Here is a 16,391-nt window from a genome sequence, read left to right on the forward strand (position 1 = left end):
AATATCCCGGCTAATATGCCACATGCACGCTAGAAAGTGGAACGTCTTTTAACAATTATTTAACAAATGTCATTTTGTCACCGGTAAATAAGCCAGCTACCAGTTTCCTGCTCGTTGCTGCTCCTCAATTATTAGCCTACAGTGTTATGTAATAAAAATAAGGAATTTACTATGCGCTTTATACTTTTGCTTTGGTTATTGGCAGCCGCTAGTTCAGCAAATACATTCACCCCTGTTGTCGACGATTTAGCAAAAATAGACTTTAGCTCGCCGCCGTCAATGTTTGAAGCCACCATAAAGTCACATGGTTCATCATTACCAACCATAATGTATAAAGCCAATGGTAAAGGTCCTCACCCAACCGTAGTGCTATTGCACGGCTTTCCTGGCAATGAGAAAAACCTCGATTTAGCACAAAGCTACCGCCGGGCCGGTTTTAATGTAATTTTCTTTCATTATCGAGGCGCTTGGGGCGCTGAAGGAGAGTATGGCATTGGCAATCAACTCGCTGATACTGCATCTGTCATTCAGCTAATACGTGACGGTAAATTTCCACAAAGTGAGTTTATTGATAAAAACAAAATTACTTTGGTTGGTCACAGCCTAGGTGGATTTAACGCCCTATATTCAGGTATGCACCAAAAAACAGCTTGTACGCTAGCTATTGCTCCAACTGATCTTGGCGGGGCAGTTGCCAACTTGGTCGATATCGATGAAGTGTTAGGCAACCCTTATTTAAGCCACCCATTACTTCCGTTAAAAGGCTATTCGTTCGTTGATGCGGTAAAGGAAGCTAAAGCCAATTTAACTGCGTTTCATTTAGCGCCACAAATGGGTAAATTTAAGCAACAACCATTGATGATCATACAAGGGAAACAAGATGTTTTTAAAGCCGGTGAACTTGTTATTATTTCACCGAAAGACAGTAATAACTTAGCACAACAAGCCATTAACAATGGCGCGAAAAAAGCGACGTATCTTGAGTTAGAAGGTGATCATGTGTTTTCTTGGAATAGAATAAAATTGGCAAAAGAAACGACTCATTGGCTACAGCAAAATTGTATGTAAAAGAAAAACATTTATAACAGTGAAACGTAAAGAAGCGACATTTAGTCGCTTCTTTTTTGGCAATTACTCTGCGGCAATCGCTAGGTTGTCTCGTACATTTTTTTGCACGGTTATTGCGGCAAAGCCACTTAACAAATAAGCCATGGCATAAAAGCCTTTTTCACTTAATAGCAATTCAGCATTTATTAAACCTACGACTAATAACGCGATTGCCGCAGCTGACGCCACCCAACACATAATGCTATAAGGCTTTGAAATATCTTGACCTTCAATTTTGTCTCGTACTGTTTTTTGTAGAGAAACGAATGAAAACAGGCCAAAAATCAAAATAGCTAAGTAGTAGCCTTTCTCGTTTAGCGCCATTTCTGCATTCATTAAGCCAACACAAAATGCCGCAATTCCTGCAATTAACATAGCGATTGACGTAAGAGTAAAAGCTTTAGTTGGTTTAGTATTCATATTCGTTTCTCCTTAAAAATTTTGCTACCACCGTGTAGCGTTGACGAGAACGAGTATTTACTTTTGGTTTAAATATGTAAACTAAGTTGTGCAAAGGATACGATTTTTAAACCAAAAGTATACTTAAACTAAACTTTATTGCGTTTTATGGATGAATTCCGTGATCACTTGAGTCATTTGTTCAAAGTTTGGATTAAAGGTTAAACGCTGCAAGTTGGGGTATTTCGTTAAGTTCTCTGCCGTGGTCTCACCTAAGGTAACTTGTTTAGTAGTTTTACAGCTTTGATAATGTTCACTGCCAAACGTAGTTTCGCAATTACGGTAACTGCCCTGCCAACCATAATGAGGGTTAGTTGGCGAGTTAGTCACTGAAGTATGAGCCACGTTCACTATATTGCTACAATAATTATGCTTTGTTGAGTCACATTGAGCTAATACACGCTGATACGATTTAGGCAATTGGCTGAGCGAATTTGGCTGTCCAAAATAAAACAGTTCATCTAATGCGCTAGACTGTCTATTAGGTGCATTATGCCACGCAGTTAATAACTCAATTGTTGATTGTGTTTCTATCGTTGAGTCAACTTCAGAAGTAATCGTTAGCAACGGAATGTCAGGAATATTTTTGTTAACAACGAGTTTATCCGTTAGCGCATTCATCAAAGCGTGTACTTGTGCACCCGCATTTAATGGAAAAGATTCATACTTGGCAAAATCTATATCGGCACCTTTATGGGTGTAATCTAAAAACGGCAACCAATCAACAACGCCTGCTGCCCAAGCAAATTTTGATTTAGCTTTGCTTGCAGGCGCCCAAAGCATGACACCTTTCAATTGTTCTGCTTTAAATGATACCGATTTTGTTGAGTTAGTAAGCAAGTAGTCCAGAATTAATGCACCACCTGTTGAAAAGCCGCCTAAATAGACCTGTTTAAAGTCTTGCTGCATTTTATTAATGGCAAACTCGGTGGCAATCTGCCACTGCTGATACTCAACGTCCGTCAATGCATCTGGTGCAGTGCCATGTCCTGGCAACAGTAATGTTCGAACATTAAAACCCTGTGAATAGTAAAAGCTGGCTAAATCATGAAATAAATACGGCGAGTCTGTTAAGCCATGAATTAATAAAACCCCTTTATTATTGTCGGTTACCGTTAATTCAAAAGGCGCAACCAAATCTGCTACGACTAATGACTCTACAGATTTATTTAGTGCTTTGGTAACGCCTGTTTCAATTGGACATGTTAAGCCTGCTTTTGGATTCTCATTAACGATTTTTTGTTTGGCAAATTTTAAGTATTCATCAAAACTGCGGCTTAGCTGATAATCAAAGCTTAAGGGCTTTTTTGATGACGTTGCTGAAGACGTTAACTTTCGATATTGACCACTTTTCGCTAGCTGTTCAATATGCGCTACATCCTGATTTAAGGTCACACAATCATGCTGCTCAGCACTGACCGGATTATTAACTGCGATAAAAAGAGTGGCGAGATAAAAAGTAAATTTTCGCATTATATAGTTTCTTCCTTGCGTTATTTTTGTCGTCTGAATTGTTCAAACAATGACGGTTCCCATGGGCGCATGGCAAACAGCATTCCCATATGTTTACGTTTTTCCAGCGGTAAGCTACTGTCTTCAATATTTAGCTCTGCAGCATCTTTAGTAATTTGATTGAGCTTGCGCTTAATAATATCAATTGACGCTTGCGAATATCGCCCGCGTAAATAGAAGCGAAAACTGTCTTCATCATCAAATTTACTGGCCATAAAACGATTAAGCACTTCTTTTTCCATAAATTTTTCAAGTGGACCATTTTTGATCCATCGAAAATCTTGAGCGATCAGCAATTTATAATCGTTATTGGGTAGTAACTGTATCAGCTTTATCTTATCCAGCTTTGCCATAAGCCGTATGCCTTCATGCTGATCAATTTCATAGTGCTCGGTAATTTCTTCAAAATTCCAATAATCTCGTACTAGTACAGCCACCAATAACAATTTTGGGTTTTCTATCAACTCTTGCTCTTGCTCTAACGTAAGTTCGGTCAGTTGTTGTTGCTGTTTTTCCGAAATTGCAAACAAATCAGATAACGATAAATTGATAATGCTACAAATTTGCTCCAAGCGTTCCAACGAAAAACTATTGGTCGCAAAAACCCGCTTAATGTTCGCTTCACTTAACTCTAAAGACTCAGCAATTTGCCGGTAAGTGACTTTATGCTGTTTCAGTAGTTGTTTGAGCGTTTCAGTGATTTGTTTTATCTGACTCATTTTTTATAGCTACCCTCTTTTCGCCAGAAAGTATATTTTTTTAATACCTTAAGTGTTTTCAAACAATACATCAACCAACTTAGTTTACACATTAAATACGCACCACTAAGGTAGATAGCAATTCAACTGTGAAGGAAAATATGATGAAAACATTTACTTATTTAACTTGTGTAAGCGTGTTATTAACTTCTTTTGTGACATTTGCTGAGCCATCAGCAAACCACTCCAGTAAAGCGAGTAAGCATTCTGCTTTAGCAGTATCACATGGTGCTGTAGGTAGTGCTCAAGTAGCAAGTGCTGCCGTAGCTATTCCGCTTGTAGTGACTGGCAGTGTTGCCTTAAGCGCAGGTGCTGCAAGCGTAGCGGTTGCAGATGGCTTATCAGATGCTACAACAAGCAAAGCACGTAATGTACAACCAGCGAAGAAAGTAGCGCTAGAAGTAACTGAAATTACCATTACTGTTGATCGCTCTCCTGATCAAGCCATGAAAGCGAATCAGTAAAAACGCTGCCATAGACTAACAACAGATAAGGAGAATCATGATGAAAAAGTATATTTTTACACTCGTATTTTGTGTTCTGTCAGCGTTTTCACATGCTGGCAGTAACCAAGCAACAGAATCAAAATTTAAACCAGAAGAAATTGCGAAGTTTGCCAAGGACGTCGAAAAATACGCGGCACAGCAAGGCGCTCGCGCTTTCATCATCGCTAGAGTTGGTCAGCCAAAATCAAAACTACCAAAAGGTATCGAATTTACCCATACCGCGATTGCTGTGTATTCAGAAATTACCTTAAGTGACGGCAAAAAAGCGAAAGGTTACGCCATACATAACCTTTATCAAGACGCTGAAAATAGCGGTAAAAGCTCGTTAGTTACAGACTATCCAGTAGATTTTTTCTGGGGTGCTCATGAATTAAAAGCAGGCATTGTAATACCAACCCCAGAGCTTCAAGCAAAAATTATTGAGGTTATTGCCAATGGTAAAGATAAACAAATGCATAACCCTAAGTATTCATTAATTGCTAACCCATTTAATAATAAATACCAAAACTGTACCGAACATACGCTAAATATTATTAACGCCGCAATTTATGACACAACCAATATGAAGCAGCTAAAAGCAAATACCAAAGCGTACTTCACACCGCAACGAGTAAAGGTAAGTGGTTTTAAACTAGCGTTAGGTGGAATGTTTTCAGACGGAATAACAACTAAAGACCATAGAGGTAAAATTAGAACGACCTCATTTGGTTCAATACGCCAATACTTAAGTCAATATAAACTGACTGATAAAGCGCATATATTTAAGGCTTAATTGTATCCTTAGCTGTTGATGATTTGGTGTTACCAACAGCTAAGTTTTTGCATTGATATAGACAATCGAAACTCTATAACCGGGTTTTAGATATGAGCTTTAGGGTAAGATTCTTACTCTAAAGTTTTTCCCTTTCATTTTACCATCCATAATTTTCTTCACGGCAGTTTTAGCCACTTTACTTTCTACCGCAACATAGGCTTTTACATCAAATACTTGAATTTTTCCTACCTGATTTCCTTGGATGCCACCTTTACCCGTTAGGCCACCTACAATATCACCTGGACGTAACTTTTGTTTTTTACCACCGTCAATTTGTAAGGTGGTCATTTTAGGTTTTGGCGGACGCTTTGAAAATACGCTGTTGTCTGGCAATACATAGTCTTCAATTTCCATATTTTGATAAGTTTCAATATCAGCAATACGGCGAGAGTCTTTGTCGCAATAAATTGAACACGCAATTCCCTTGCCGCCTGCACGACCTGTTCGACCAATTCTATGTACATGAACTTCCGGATCTGGGGTAATGTCGTAGTTAATTACTGCTTCTAAGTCATCAATATCTAAACCACGAGCAGCCACATCGGTAGCAATTAAAATAAGCGCACTTTTATTGGCAAATTTTAATAATGTTTCATTGCGATCACGTTGTTCTAAATCGCCATGCAGCGCCAATGCACTAAAGCCCAAGTCTGCAAGACCGTTAGCCACTTCTTGTACCGCTATTTTGGTATTACAGAAAATAACCGCTGATTCTGGCTGATGTTCTAGCAATACACGTTGTACGGCATCAAGTCGGTCTTCATTACTGTCTACACGGTAAAACGCTTGTTCAATCGTGCTTTCTTGGTGAACGGAAGTCACTTTTACATGTTCTGGTTGTTTTAATATTTTGCTTGATATGGCTTTAATTTTATCAGGAAAGGTTGCGCTAAATAGTAAGGTTTGTCGATCATCAGGGCACTGGCCAACAATGGCATCAAGAGAGTTCTGAAAACCCATTTCCAACATGCGATCGGCTTCATCAAGCACTAGCATATTTAGGTTCATTAAATTTAAACGGCCTTTTTGTAAATGATCTTCAATACGCCCTGGTGTTCCTACAATAATATGCGCACCATGTTCTAGCGACCCTATTTGCGGACCAACTGGCATACCGCCACATAACGTTAGAATTTTGATATTGTGAATGGCACGGGCTAATTTGCGTAACTCTTTTGCTACTTGGTCAGCTAACTCTCGAGTCGGACATAACACTAACGATTGCACGCGAAATTTCTTCACATCAAGCTTATTTAATAAACCTAAACCAAATGCTGCGGTTTTACCTGAACCAGTTTTCCCTTGGCCGATCACGTCTTTACCTTTAAGAATTGATGGCAAGCTTTGCGATTGAATTTCGGTCATTTCGCTATAACCAAGTGTTGTTAAGTTGTCGAGTAACGGCTTTTTCAGCGTAAGGATAGAGAATTTAGACGATTGCAAAAGAAACCTCTTAATAAATGGTAGGGAAAGCAATATGATAATGGCTGTATTGTAGCAGCTAGCGCCCTAATTAGCTGTGGTAATTCCTCTGCTTGGATATTTAAATGAAATCTGTTGCTATTTTTGTCGACGTACAAAATATTTATTACACCACGCGCCACGCATTTGGCCGGCAATTTAACTACCGAGCGTTTTGGCAAACAATACAAGAAAGCGACAATATTGCTATCGCCAATGCTTATGCAATTCAGCGTAGTGACGACCAACAACATAAATTCCAAAAAGCGTTAAAACATATTGGTTTTAATGTGAAGTTAAAGCCTTTTATTCAACGCAGCGATGGTTCAGCAAAAGGTGACTGGGATGTCGGCATTACCATAGATATTATGGAAGCAGCGGCGCAAGTTGATAAAATTATATTGCTTTCTGGTGATGGCGATTTTGATTTATTGTTGCGACATGTTGCCGCTAAGCATGGCATTGAAACTCAGGTCTTTGGCGTTGAGCAGCTAACGGCGAACTCCTTAATTGAATCGGCGGCAAGATTTACTGCAATTGATGAGGGGTTGCTGCTATAAAAAAAGCGCACGCACGAATTAATGCGAGTAACGCGCGCTTTTTTTATTCATTAGCCAAACTAAATAACTGTTAAGAAGATGCTAAGTTATCAAGTAGCTGCATGACTTGTTCACTTGCTGCTTCCATTTGCGCTAAGTAATTAGAAGCCGAAGCTTGATCACCATTTTCTAAAGCCTGTAAGGCTGCTACACCACTTTCATGGACAGAGCGATGTGGCGACTCCAACTGCTTAAATGAACTATGTTGACTGAACTGTTCTCGACCTTCACTGCTGTACCATTGCCCTAATCGACACATCGTATGATCCGAAAATTCATTTATCGCTTTAGAACTCAAACCAGCGGCAACGGCATAAATATCACCTTTCCAAACAATATGATCGAGCTTTACCGTTTGAATAAATGATGCCATAGCCGCTTGGGCGATAGTCGATGACATTGAACTACACTGGCTAATTATTGATTGATAATCTGTATTTAACTGATTAACACCGTCGGATAACTGGCTATTACTATTCTGGATATTTTCTACCGAATCGACTGTTTCTGTGGTTGAATGAATGATCTCACCCACTAAATCCTGAACATCTTTTGCCGAGGTGTTGGTATTATTTGCTAATGCGCGAACTTCATCAGCTACCACGCTAAACCCTCGTCCAGCATCACCGGCACGTGCTGCTTCAATTGCAGCATTTAGTGCCAATAAATTAGTTTGATCTGAAATACTCGAAATCGTCGCAACAAATTTATTAATACTATCGGCACGGTCGGAAAGGCCTGAGATTTGTTCTGACATACTGCCCATTTTGCTAGTAAGTGACTGCATATCAGTAACAATTTCAGCAATAGCACTGCTTGAACTATCTAACGTATCATGAATAGCACCAGAAGATTTTCGTTCTTCATCGATTGCCTGAAAAGCAACAAGCACCGACTCACGAATGCCCGTTACTTGGTTAATACAGCTTACGGCATTTTCCAGCATTTCCTGCACAAAACCTCCACTGTGCACGGAAGTCTCCTGTGCTTCAATTGCAGACATTGCTTCAACTTCAGCTTTTAATTGCTGATGCTCTTGCTGCAAATCATGCATTGATGCTCTTAACGATTCGTTTTCTTGTGCTAATTGTTCGTATTTTGATTTTAAAACAAACATTTATTTTACTACTCCCCAAATAACATTCTTCTATCTTATCAACAATGTAAATAACGACTACAAGACCTTTATATGACTATTTTTTAAAACTAAGCTAGCTTTTAATTCGTGTTTTTACTGGCACTTGACAGACATCTAATACTGGCGGTGGTTTCTTGTAAAAAAACTCACTTGGCCGTGATCGACGTTTAGCCAACTTTTCTTCAAATGCAGGGCTTTCTGTATCTTCAACCTGCAAATTTATTTGCTCACTTTTAGGTAATTCTGACATCAATGTAAAACTGGCGATTTGAGTGAAACTAGCACTATCAACAGGCTCTTGCCCTTCAATTACCGAAGTGCGGACAATTGACTGGACATGTTCCATGCCATAGATTACTCGGCCCAAAACCGTCATTATCCGATCTAGATATCGCGGCGCTTGCCCATTAGTAATGTAAAAATGGCTGGTTGCGGTATCTGGCTTGTTACCGCGTGCCATAGCTAGCACACCAGGGCAATGGGTTAACCATGCCTTTTTTTCACTTGCACTAACACCAACTGCAAAACCTTGTTTAAAACCAGTATGTTCTGCAAACATATCCGGTGCTTGTACTTGAGTATACTCCCAATTAGGAAATATGCTGACTTCTGGCTCAATTTTTAATGTTTTTTCTTTTTCTTGCCCGACGTATGCTGCTGGCCCCGCCTGCGCTACAAAGCCATCTATTACGCGATAAAATTTATTTCCTTGATAATGGCCGGACTTTATCAATGATTTAAAGTGTTCTATGTGATTTGGCGCAAATTCGGGAGCCAATTCAATCACAACCTTGCCTTGCGGTAGGGTCATCACCGCAAGGTTTTCAAGGTTTGGTGTCCGCCACTGCGTTTTGTTTTCAGCACAAGCGCTATTTAGCATTAACACCGACGCTAAACAAATTGCTAATTTCGTTAGTTGTTTCATTGTCTTATTTTAATTTTTTAAATGATTATAGGCACTCTATCGGTATTTTGCCCTATTGTCTTTAGAACTTAAGACTTGCTAACATTGCTTTTGCTAAAATACTGCTGCTGGAGCCTAAGGTGAATAAAAGCACCATTACCAATTTAATCGCATTATTACTCGTGATTTGCGGGCATTTTTTTTCAAACCCCATACTCTTTACCGTTGGACTATTTGCCTTATCAGGTGCCGTAACCAATTGGCTAGCAGTACATATGCTATTTGAGAAAGTGCCAGGACTGTATGGTTCAGGTGTAATTCCTGCTCGATTTGAAGACTTTAAAGTAGGTATCCGCCAGCTCATGATGAATCAGTTTTTCACTAAAGAGAATATCGATCGCTTTTTATCGGATGATAAAGGCGGCGCGGCCAGCATCGATTTAGCACCCGTTATAGAAAAAGTCGATTTAAATCCTGCTTTTGACGGCATGATCGAAGTAATTGAAAACTCTTCTTTTGGGGGTATGTTAGCCATGGTTGGGGGTAGTGAAGCTTTACAACCCATGCGAGAACCTTTTATCGAGCGAATGAAAACAGCTGTAACCGAAATCACTCAAACAGATACTTTTAATCAAAATCTAAGAGAGTCTTTAGAAGGTGATAGCAATATTGCCCATATGCAAGACAAGGTAAGCGATATTATTGAACAACGTTTGAATGAATTAACCCCACAACTCGTTAAAGAAATTATTCAAGAAATGATACGGACTCATTTGGGTTGGCTTGTGGTTTGGGGTGGTGTATTCGGCGGTTTAATTGGCTTAGCTGCGGCGCTAACCAACACTCTGTAATACGAGAAATTAACGAATTATTTTCGATTACTGAAGATGTAATTAACCCTGTAAATTTTTAGGGCAAATTAAATTTACAGTTTGCTTTAATTTTTTACGGTAATGTCTTTAATTTAGCCATCTAAATAGCTATGCTTATGCTTTAGTTGCGCTATCAATTTCTGATGGCGTTTTTCTTCCTCCAACAAAAAGGTAAATGGAGTCATGTTTGGTAGCTTAAAGGCTTTGCCAGCCGATCCAATTTTAGGGTTGTCGGCAAAATATCGTGAAGATGCGAATCCGCAAAAAATCGACTTAGGTGTAGGTGTTTATAAAGACGAAGCTGGTCACACCGCTATTTTAGATTGTGTTAAACAAGCAGAAAAATACCGTCACGATAACGAAGATACCAAAGTATACATTGGCCCTACTGGCTCGCCTTTGTTTAACGAGGAAATGGCAAAGCTAATTTTTGGTAATCACAATGTTTTAACGGCGAATCGTGCACGTACGGTATCAACACCAGGTGGTACTGGCGCTTTACGTGTTGCCGCAGAATTTATTAAATCATGTAAGTCAGGCACAACCATTTGGGTAAGCAACCCAACTTGGGCAAACCACACAGGTTTATTTAGCGCTTCGGGATTAACAGTAAAAACTTACCCTTACTATGATTACGAAAATAAACAACTAGACTTTGATGGCATGTTAGCTGCGCTTAAAGAAGTTAAGTCTGATGACGCTGTACTACTGCACGCGTGTTGTCATAACCCAAGTGGTATGGACTTAAGCCAAGAACAATGGCAACAAGTAGCAGAAGTTGCGAAAACTAATGGTTTCTTACCTGTTATTGATATGGCTTACCAAGGCTTTGGTGACGGGTTAGACGAAGATGCTTACGGCCTTCGTTTAATGGCTGACAGCGTTGAAGAAATGATTGTCTGTAGCTCTTGTTCTAAAAACTTCGGTTTGTATCGTGAGCGTATTGGCGCAACGACCATTATTGCGTCATCAACTACTGCAGCAGACATTGCGAGTTCAGTATTATTGTCTGTAGTTCGTTGTATTTACTCTATGCCTCCAGCACATGGTGCAGCGCTTGTTGAGACAATTTTAAGCTCTGATGAATTACGCCACCAATGGTATGGTGAACTTAAAGATATGCGCGATCGCATTAACGGTAATCGCCAGCTTTTAGTTGAAAAATTAATTGAAAGTGGTGTAACTCGTGACTTTAGCCATATCGTTCGTCAAAAAGGTATGTTCTCGTTCCTGGGAATAACACCTGAGCAAGTGCAACAACTTCAAGATGAATATAGCATTTACATGGTAGGGTCGAGCCGCATGAGTATTGCTGGTATCGCACAAAGCAATGTTGATTACTTAGCTCAATCTATCGCTAAAGTACTTTAAAACATATGTTTTTAAAAAAGCCGGGCTTGCCCGGCTTTTTTGTTCCCGTTAAAGACAAAAGTTTAGGTTTTAGGTATAGTGCGCTGCATTCTTTCTATTGCGAGTTTATGACATGGTTAAAGGCAACCTTTTTATCTTATCTGCCCCTAGTGGAGCAGGAAAATCTAGCTTGATATCTGCCCTACTCAAACACGAATCATCTCGCCCTATGCAGGTGTCAGTATCAACAACGACACGAAATCCTCGCCCAGGCGAAGAAAATGGAGTTCATTATCATTTTGTTGAAAAAAAGACCTTTGAACAACAAATAGCAGAAAATGTTTTTTATGAATATGCCGAAGTATTTGGTAATTATTATGGCACTTCTTCGGCAGCCATAGATGAACAACTGAGCCAAGGAATCGATGTATTTTTAGATATTGATTGGCAAGGCGCACAACAAGTTCGCATGAAGAAGCCTGATGTCACGACAATTTTTATCGCACCGCCTTCAAGAAAAGAATTAGAAAACCGTTTGCGTGGTCGTGGCCAAGATAGCGATGAAGTTATTGCTGACCGCATGGCACAAGCACAGTCAGAATGCTCACATTATCAAGAGTTTGACTATATTATCGTCAATGATGATTTTGATACAGCATTAACGGATTTAGTCACCATAGTGAACAATCAAAGGCTAAAACGCAGCCAACAAACCACTGTTTATCAAGATTTATTCAACGACCTATTGGCTAATGATTGAACTTGATACCCAGGAAACTTCATATTTCAGAGCTTTCTAAGTAAGCACAACTCAAGGCGAGTTAATGCAGGAATGTAGGTACCTTTCTAGTTAACGCAACGATGATTTGGGCTTATGGATATGCTCGATACCGCGAGCTTTAACAGGGTTTTGCAGCGTTATTAATTTTGACAAGGGTGCACCATTATCGGCAATTAATGCCTTGCTCAAGTCCTGTTTAATTCTCGCTGAAATCTTGTACTTTAAAGTCTCATGGGTATATAATAGACGGCTATTTTTGAAATTAATCATTGTGGAGTAGCTAAATGGCTCGCGTAACTGTTGAAGATGCAGTAGATAAAATCGGCAACCGCTTTGACTTGGTGTTAGTTGCATCACGTCGTGCTCGTCAAATCGCCACTGGCGGTAAAGATCCTTTAGTTGAATTAGAAAACGACAAGCCAACAGTATTGGCTTTACGTGAAATTGAAGCAGACTTAATCTCTAACGACCTTATGGATGAAGCTGATCGTCACGAGCAGGTTCAACAAGAGTCAGCAGAATTAGCAGCTGTAGCAGCAATCGTTGGTGGCCAACAAGGTTAATCCCGCATTGTTCTGCTAGAAAACGCGTTCACGCCTTAAGTCGTTTACGCGTTTTTTTATACCTGTATTGGCATTCCCGCCAATAATGCGTATCCTACGAGTATTCCCGCTTTTCTTTAACATCACTTCATTTAAATTTGGGAGTAATGAGTGTATCTATTTGAGCCGTTAAAAGAATTTGTCTCTAGTTATCTGTCAAAAGTACAGATTGATTTACTCAAAGAAGCTTATATCGTGGCGCGCGATGCTCACGATGGTCAAATGCGCTCGAGTGGCGACCCTTATATTACTCACCCTGTTGCTGTTGCGCTGAATCTAGCGAAAATGAATCTTGATCATGAAACGCTAATGGCTGCATTACTTCATGATGTAATTGAAGATACTGAAGTGACAAAAGATGAGCTTGCTGAATTATTTGGCTCTACTGTCGCAGAATTAGTTGAAGGTGTGAGTAAGCTCGATAAGCTTAAATTTGACAACAAAGAAGAAATGCAAGCGGAGAACTTCCGTAAAATGGTATTAGCGATGACCGAAGATATTCGCGTTATCCTGATCAAGCTTGCTGACCGCACACATAACATGCGAACTTTAGAGTCCCTTCGACCTGAAAAGCGCCGCAGAATTGCCCGTGAGACATTAGAAATTTATGCGCCAATTGCCAACCGTCTTGGTATTCATAATATTAAAAATGAGCTAGAAGTTTTAGGTTTTGAAGCACTTTACCCAATGCGTTCTCGCGCATTACTTTCCGCTGTTAAGCAGGCACGTGGCAACCGAAAAGAAATCATTAACAATATCCAAGGTGAAATTGAGCAACGCTTATCAGAGGTAGGAATTAAAGCCGAAGTTATTGGCCGCGAGAAGCACCTTTATTCGATTTACCGCAAAATGCTGAATAAAGAACTGATGTTCAACGAAGTGATGGATATTTACGCTTTCCGGGTTATCGTACCGGAAAAATTAGATGACTGTTACCGAGCTTTAGGCGCCGTACACAACTTGTTTAAGCCAATTGAAACTCGCTTTAAAGATTATATCGCAATCCCAAAAACCAACGGTTATCAATCATTGCATACTTCGCTTATTGGCCCACACGGCATTCCTGTTGAGATTCAAATTCGTACCAACGATATGGATCAGATGGCCGACAAAGGCGTAGCTGCTCATTGGCTCTATAAACAAGACAATGATGACAGCGGCACCACAGCACAAATGAAAGCACGCCGTTGGATGCAAAGCTTATTAGAACTGCAACAAAGTGCCGGTAGTTCATTTGAATTTATTGAAAACGTAAAATCAGATTTGTTCCCAGAAGAAATTTACGTATTTACCCCTGACGGGCGAATTATTGAACTACCTATGGGTGCTACTGCCGTAGATTTTGCGTATGCAGTACATACCGATGTTGGTAACTCTTGTGTCGGTTGTAAAGTTGACCGTAAGCCATACCCATTAAGTCAACCAATCGATTCAGGTCAAACCATCGAAATCATTACCTCACCGGCAGCAAGACCTAATGCAACATGGTTAAACTTCGTGGTAACAGCAAAAGCACGATTACAAATTCGCACCTACTTGAGATCACAAGAGGAAAACGAGTCACAAGCGCTAGGTCTTCGTTTACTTAGTCATGCATTAGGTACAACAAAACTAGAAGACATCGAACAAGATAAGATTGATCAAGTAGTTTCAGAAACAGGTAACGATACGTTTGATCAATTACTCGTTAACATTGGCCTAGGTAATGCGTTAAGTATTGGTATTGCTCGCCGCTTAACGGATGAATTTACCGAAGACAGTACAGAAGCAACAAATACAAAAACCAAAATGCCAATAAAAGGCACAGAGGGGATGCTAGTTACCTATAGTAAATGTTGTCGTCCTATCCCTGGTGATAGTATTCTTGCATACTTGAGCCCAGGTAAAGGCTTAATTGTTCACCAAGCTAACTGTAAGAACGTAAAAGCGCATGAAGCAAAATTATTCCCAGTAAAATGGGATACTGATATCGATAAAGAATTTATCGCTAAGCTTCGTGTAGAAATTGTTAACCATCAAGGTGCTTTAGCCGCATTGACCAATGTAGTCGCTAAAAGTGAATCAAATGTCCATTCATTAAATTCAGGTGAAAAAGATACTGGGCTTTATGTCATCGACATGGAAATTACCTGTCGCGACCGTATTCACTTAGCCGATATTATTCGCAAAATTAAAGTAATGGTTGATGTACAAAAAGTACTTCGAAATAAATAGAAAATAGCAGGATATTTATGAAAACTATTGTATCAACAGACAGCGCACCTAGCGCCATTGGCACGTACAGCCAAGCAGTAAAAGTGACCAACACTGTATACCTTTCTGGTCAAATTCCTCTTATTCCAGAAACGATGGAAGTTATAGAGGGTGGTTTTGCCGAACAAGCAGAGCAAGTATTTAAAAACCTTGTTGCCGTTTGTGAAGCGGCTGGTGGTTCAATAAATGACATGGTGAAAGTGAATATCTTTATGACTGATCTCGCTAATTTTGCGACAGTTAACGAAATTATGGCAAAACATTTTCAAGAACCTTACCCTGCACGTGCTGCAATTCAAGTGTCGGCTCTCCCTAAAGGTGTAGATATTGAAATTGACGGTGTCATGGAAATTCCAAACGTCGCCTAAAATTTGGCTTGATCTACAACTGTCTAAATTCAATTTAGACAAACGAAAATTGAACCGTTTAAGTGCGAATTTTTTATATAGTTCGTAATTAGACAGGCACTGAAAGTTTTAAACGTATGAGCATACAACCAGTATGTGATTTCGAATGAAACTATCAGTAACGCCGTGTTAATATGAAATGTGACGAATAAAATGACACCAGAAAGACACCAACGAATTCTCTCTATGCTTGCCCACCGCCAGCCTGATCTAACGGTTTGTATGGAAGGTGTTCATAAACCTCACAATCTAGCCGCGGTTGTTCGTACATGTGATGCCATTGGTGTTAGTGCGGTACATGCAGTATGGAAAAACGAACAAATGCGCGCATCTGGCGGCATTGCTGCTGGCAGCCAAAACTGGGTTGATGTTCACAATTACACCAACACGAAAGATGCTATTACCGAAATCAAAAAACAAGGTATGCAAGTTCTGGTAACCAACCTATCTGACAAAGCCGTCGATTTTCGCGAGATTGATTACACTAAGCCAACAGCAATAATATTAGGCCAAGAAAAGTTTGGCGCTTCTGATGTTGCCAAAGAAATGGCCGACCAAGATATTATTATTCCTATGGTAGGAATGGTGCAGTCTTTAAATGTTTCAGTAGCTAATGCCGTTGTGCTATATGAAGCGCAGCGCCAGCGTGAACTTGCAGGAATGTACGGAAAATCAACCATTGACGAAGATACTCGTCAGCGCATGTTATTTGAAGGTGGCCACCCAATTTTCGCCAAAGTATGTAACACTAAAGGCTTACCTTACCCACATATCAATGATGACGGTGAAATTATTGCCTCTGATGATTGGTGGCAAAAAATGCAAATGAGCCAGGAAGCTTGGGCTGATATTGACGACGAATAATTTA

The 16,391-nt window shown here is 39.8% G+C and carries 17 protein-coding genes; 11 read left to right on the forward strand and 6 right to left on the reverse strand.

The genetic code is table 11. From position 1 onward, the window contains the following. Positions 1 to 171 precede the first annotated feature (171 nt). Positions 172 to 1,068, forward strand: coding sequence for an alpha/beta hydrolase family protein (locus HII17_RS16425; protein ID WP_169076455.1), 897 nt, complete (start codon positions 172 to 174; stop codon positions 1,066 to 1,068). Between the two features lie 63 nt (positions 1,069 to 1,131). On the opposite strand, the gene yiaA is transcribed toward HII17_RS16425, so the two are convergent. The 3 genes from yiaA to HII17_RS16440 all read right to left on the reverse strand — a co-directional run bounded on the left by yiaA (position 1,132) and on the right by HII17_RS16440 (position 3,797). After that, positions 1,132 to 1,527: an inner membrane protein YiaA gene (yiaA, locus tag HII17_RS16430; protein WP_169076456.1), complete on the reverse strand. Its 396-nt coding sequence runs from the start codon at positions 1,525 to 1,527 to the stop codon at positions 1,132 to 1,134. 135 nt (positions 1,528 to 1,662) lie between these two features. Beyond that, a complete protein-coding gene (locus HII17_RS16435) occupies positions 1,663 to 3,039 on the reverse strand; it encodes an alpha/beta hydrolase (protein WP_169076457.1) in 1,377 nt (458 codons plus the stop codon). A 20-nt stretch (positions 3,040 to 3,059) separates the two neighbouring features. Next, positions 3,060 to 3,797 carry a helix-turn-helix domain-containing protein gene (locus tag HII17_RS16440; RefSeq protein WP_169076458.1) on the reverse strand — a complete coding sequence of 246 codons (738 nt, stop codon included), beginning with the start codon at positions 3,795 to 3,797 and terminating at the stop codon, positions 3,060 to 3,062. A gap of 140 nt (positions 3,798 to 3,937) precedes the next feature. Between HII17_RS16440 and HII17_RS16445 the strand changes: the two genes are divergently transcribed. Beyond that, the gene (locus HII17_RS16445) at positions 3,938 to 4,300 is read left to right on the forward strand and encodes a hypothetical protein (protein ID WP_235938878.1); all 363 of its coding nucleotides are present in this window, start codon (positions 3,938 to 3,940) and stop codon (positions 4,298 to 4,300) included. A gap of 37 nt (positions 4,301 to 4,337) precedes the next feature. Beyond that, positions 4,338 to 5,114 carry a DUF2145 domain-containing protein gene (locus tag HII17_RS16450; RefSeq protein ID WP_328824562.1) on the forward strand — a complete coding sequence of 259 codons (777 nt, stop codon included), beginning with the start codon at positions 4,338 to 4,340 and terminating at the stop codon, positions 5,112 to 5,114. Between the two features lie 99 nt (positions 5,115 to 5,213). On the opposite strand, the gene dbpA is transcribed toward HII17_RS16450, so the two are convergent. After that, positions 5,214 to 6,599: an ATP-dependent RNA helicase DbpA gene (gene dbpA / locus HII17_RS16455; RefSeq protein WP_169076459.1), complete on the reverse strand. Its 1,386-nt coding sequence runs from the start codon at positions 6,597 to 6,599 to the stop codon at positions 5,214 to 5,216. A gap of 104 nt (positions 6,600 to 6,703) precedes the next feature. Between dbpA and HII17_RS16460 the strand changes: the two genes are divergently transcribed. After that, positions 6,704 to 7,177, forward strand: coding sequence for a LabA-like NYN domain-containing protein (locus HII17_RS16460; protein ID WP_169076460.1), 474 nt, complete (start codon positions 6,704 to 6,706; stop codon positions 7,175 to 7,177). A 70-nt stretch (positions 7,178 to 7,247) separates the two neighbouring features. Here HII17_RS16460 and HII17_RS16465 read toward each other — a convergent pair whose 3' ends face one another. Together HII17_RS16465 and HII17_RS16470 are read right to left on the reverse strand one after the other, a co-directional pair. Continuing rightward, a complete protein-coding gene (locus tag HII17_RS16465) occupies positions 7,248 to 8,333 on the reverse strand; it encodes a methyl-accepting chemotaxis protein (RefSeq protein WP_169076461.1) in 1,086 nt (361 codons plus the stop codon). Between the two features lie 94 nt (positions 8,334 to 8,427). Further along, a complete protein-coding gene (locus HII17_RS16470; protein WP_169076462.1) occupies positions 8,428 to 9,279 on the reverse strand; it encodes a peptidylprolyl isomerase in 852 nt (283 codons plus the stop codon). Positions 9,280 to 9,398: 119 nt separating this feature from the next. Between HII17_RS16470 and HII17_RS16475 the strand changes: the two genes are divergently transcribed. The 7 genes from HII17_RS16475 (at position 9,399) to trmH (ending at position 16,387) form a co-directional block, all read left to right on the forward strand. Further along, positions 9,399 to 10,109, forward strand: a complete 711-nt coding sequence (locus HII17_RS16475) for a DUF445 family protein (RefSeq protein ID WP_169076463.1) — start codon at positions 9,399 to 9,401, stop codon at positions 10,107 to 10,109. A gap of 204 nt (positions 10,110 to 10,313) precedes the next feature. Then, positions 10,314 to 11,501 (forward strand): amino acid aminotransferase, encoded by a 1,188-nt coding sequence (locus HII17_RS16480; RefSeq protein WP_169076464.1) that lies wholly within the window; start codon positions 10,314 to 10,316, stop codon positions 11,499 to 11,501. Between the two features lie 112 nt (positions 11,502 to 11,613). After that, positions 11,614 to 12,240 carry a guanylate kinase gene (gene gmk, locus HII17_RS16485; protein WP_169076465.1) on the forward strand — a complete coding sequence of 209 codons (627 nt, stop codon included), beginning with the start codon at positions 11,614 to 11,616 and terminating at the stop codon, positions 12,238 to 12,240. Positions 12,241 to 12,545: 305 nt separating this feature from the next. After that, positions 12,546 to 12,824 (forward strand): DNA-directed RNA polymerase subunit omega, encoded by a 279-nt coding sequence (gene rpoZ, locus HII17_RS16490; RefSeq protein ID WP_169076466.1) that lies wholly within the window; start codon positions 12,546 to 12,548, stop codon positions 12,822 to 12,824. 150 nt (positions 12,825 to 12,974) lie between these two features. Further along, positions 12,975 to 15,077, forward strand: a complete 2,103-nt coding sequence (gene spoT / locus HII17_RS16495; protein WP_169076467.1) for a bifunctional GTP diphosphokinase/guanosine-3',5'-bis pyrophosphate 3'-pyrophosphohydrolase — start codon at positions 12,975 to 12,977, stop codon at positions 15,075 to 15,077. Positions 15,078 to 15,094: 17 nt separating this feature from the next. Next, complete coding sequence (locus tag HII17_RS16500; protein WP_169076468.1) at positions 15,095 to 15,484, forward strand: RidA family protein; 390 nt, start codon at positions 15,095 to 15,097, stop codon at positions 15,482 to 15,484. Positions 15,485 to 15,676: 192 nt separating this feature from the next. Continuing rightward, positions 15,677 to 16,387 (forward strand): tRNA (guanosine(18)-2'-O)-methyltransferase TrmH, encoded by a 711-nt coding sequence (gene trmH, locus HII17_RS16505; RefSeq protein WP_169076469.1) that lies wholly within the window; start codon positions 15,677 to 15,679, stop codon positions 16,385 to 16,387. Positions 16,388 to 16,391 lie beyond the last annotated feature (4 nt).

The organism is Thalassotalea algicola, from assembly GCF_012932965.1.
GTDB lineage: Bacteria > Pseudomonadota > Gammaproteobacteria > Enterobacterales > Alteromonadaceae > Thalassotalea_F > Thalassotalea_F algicola.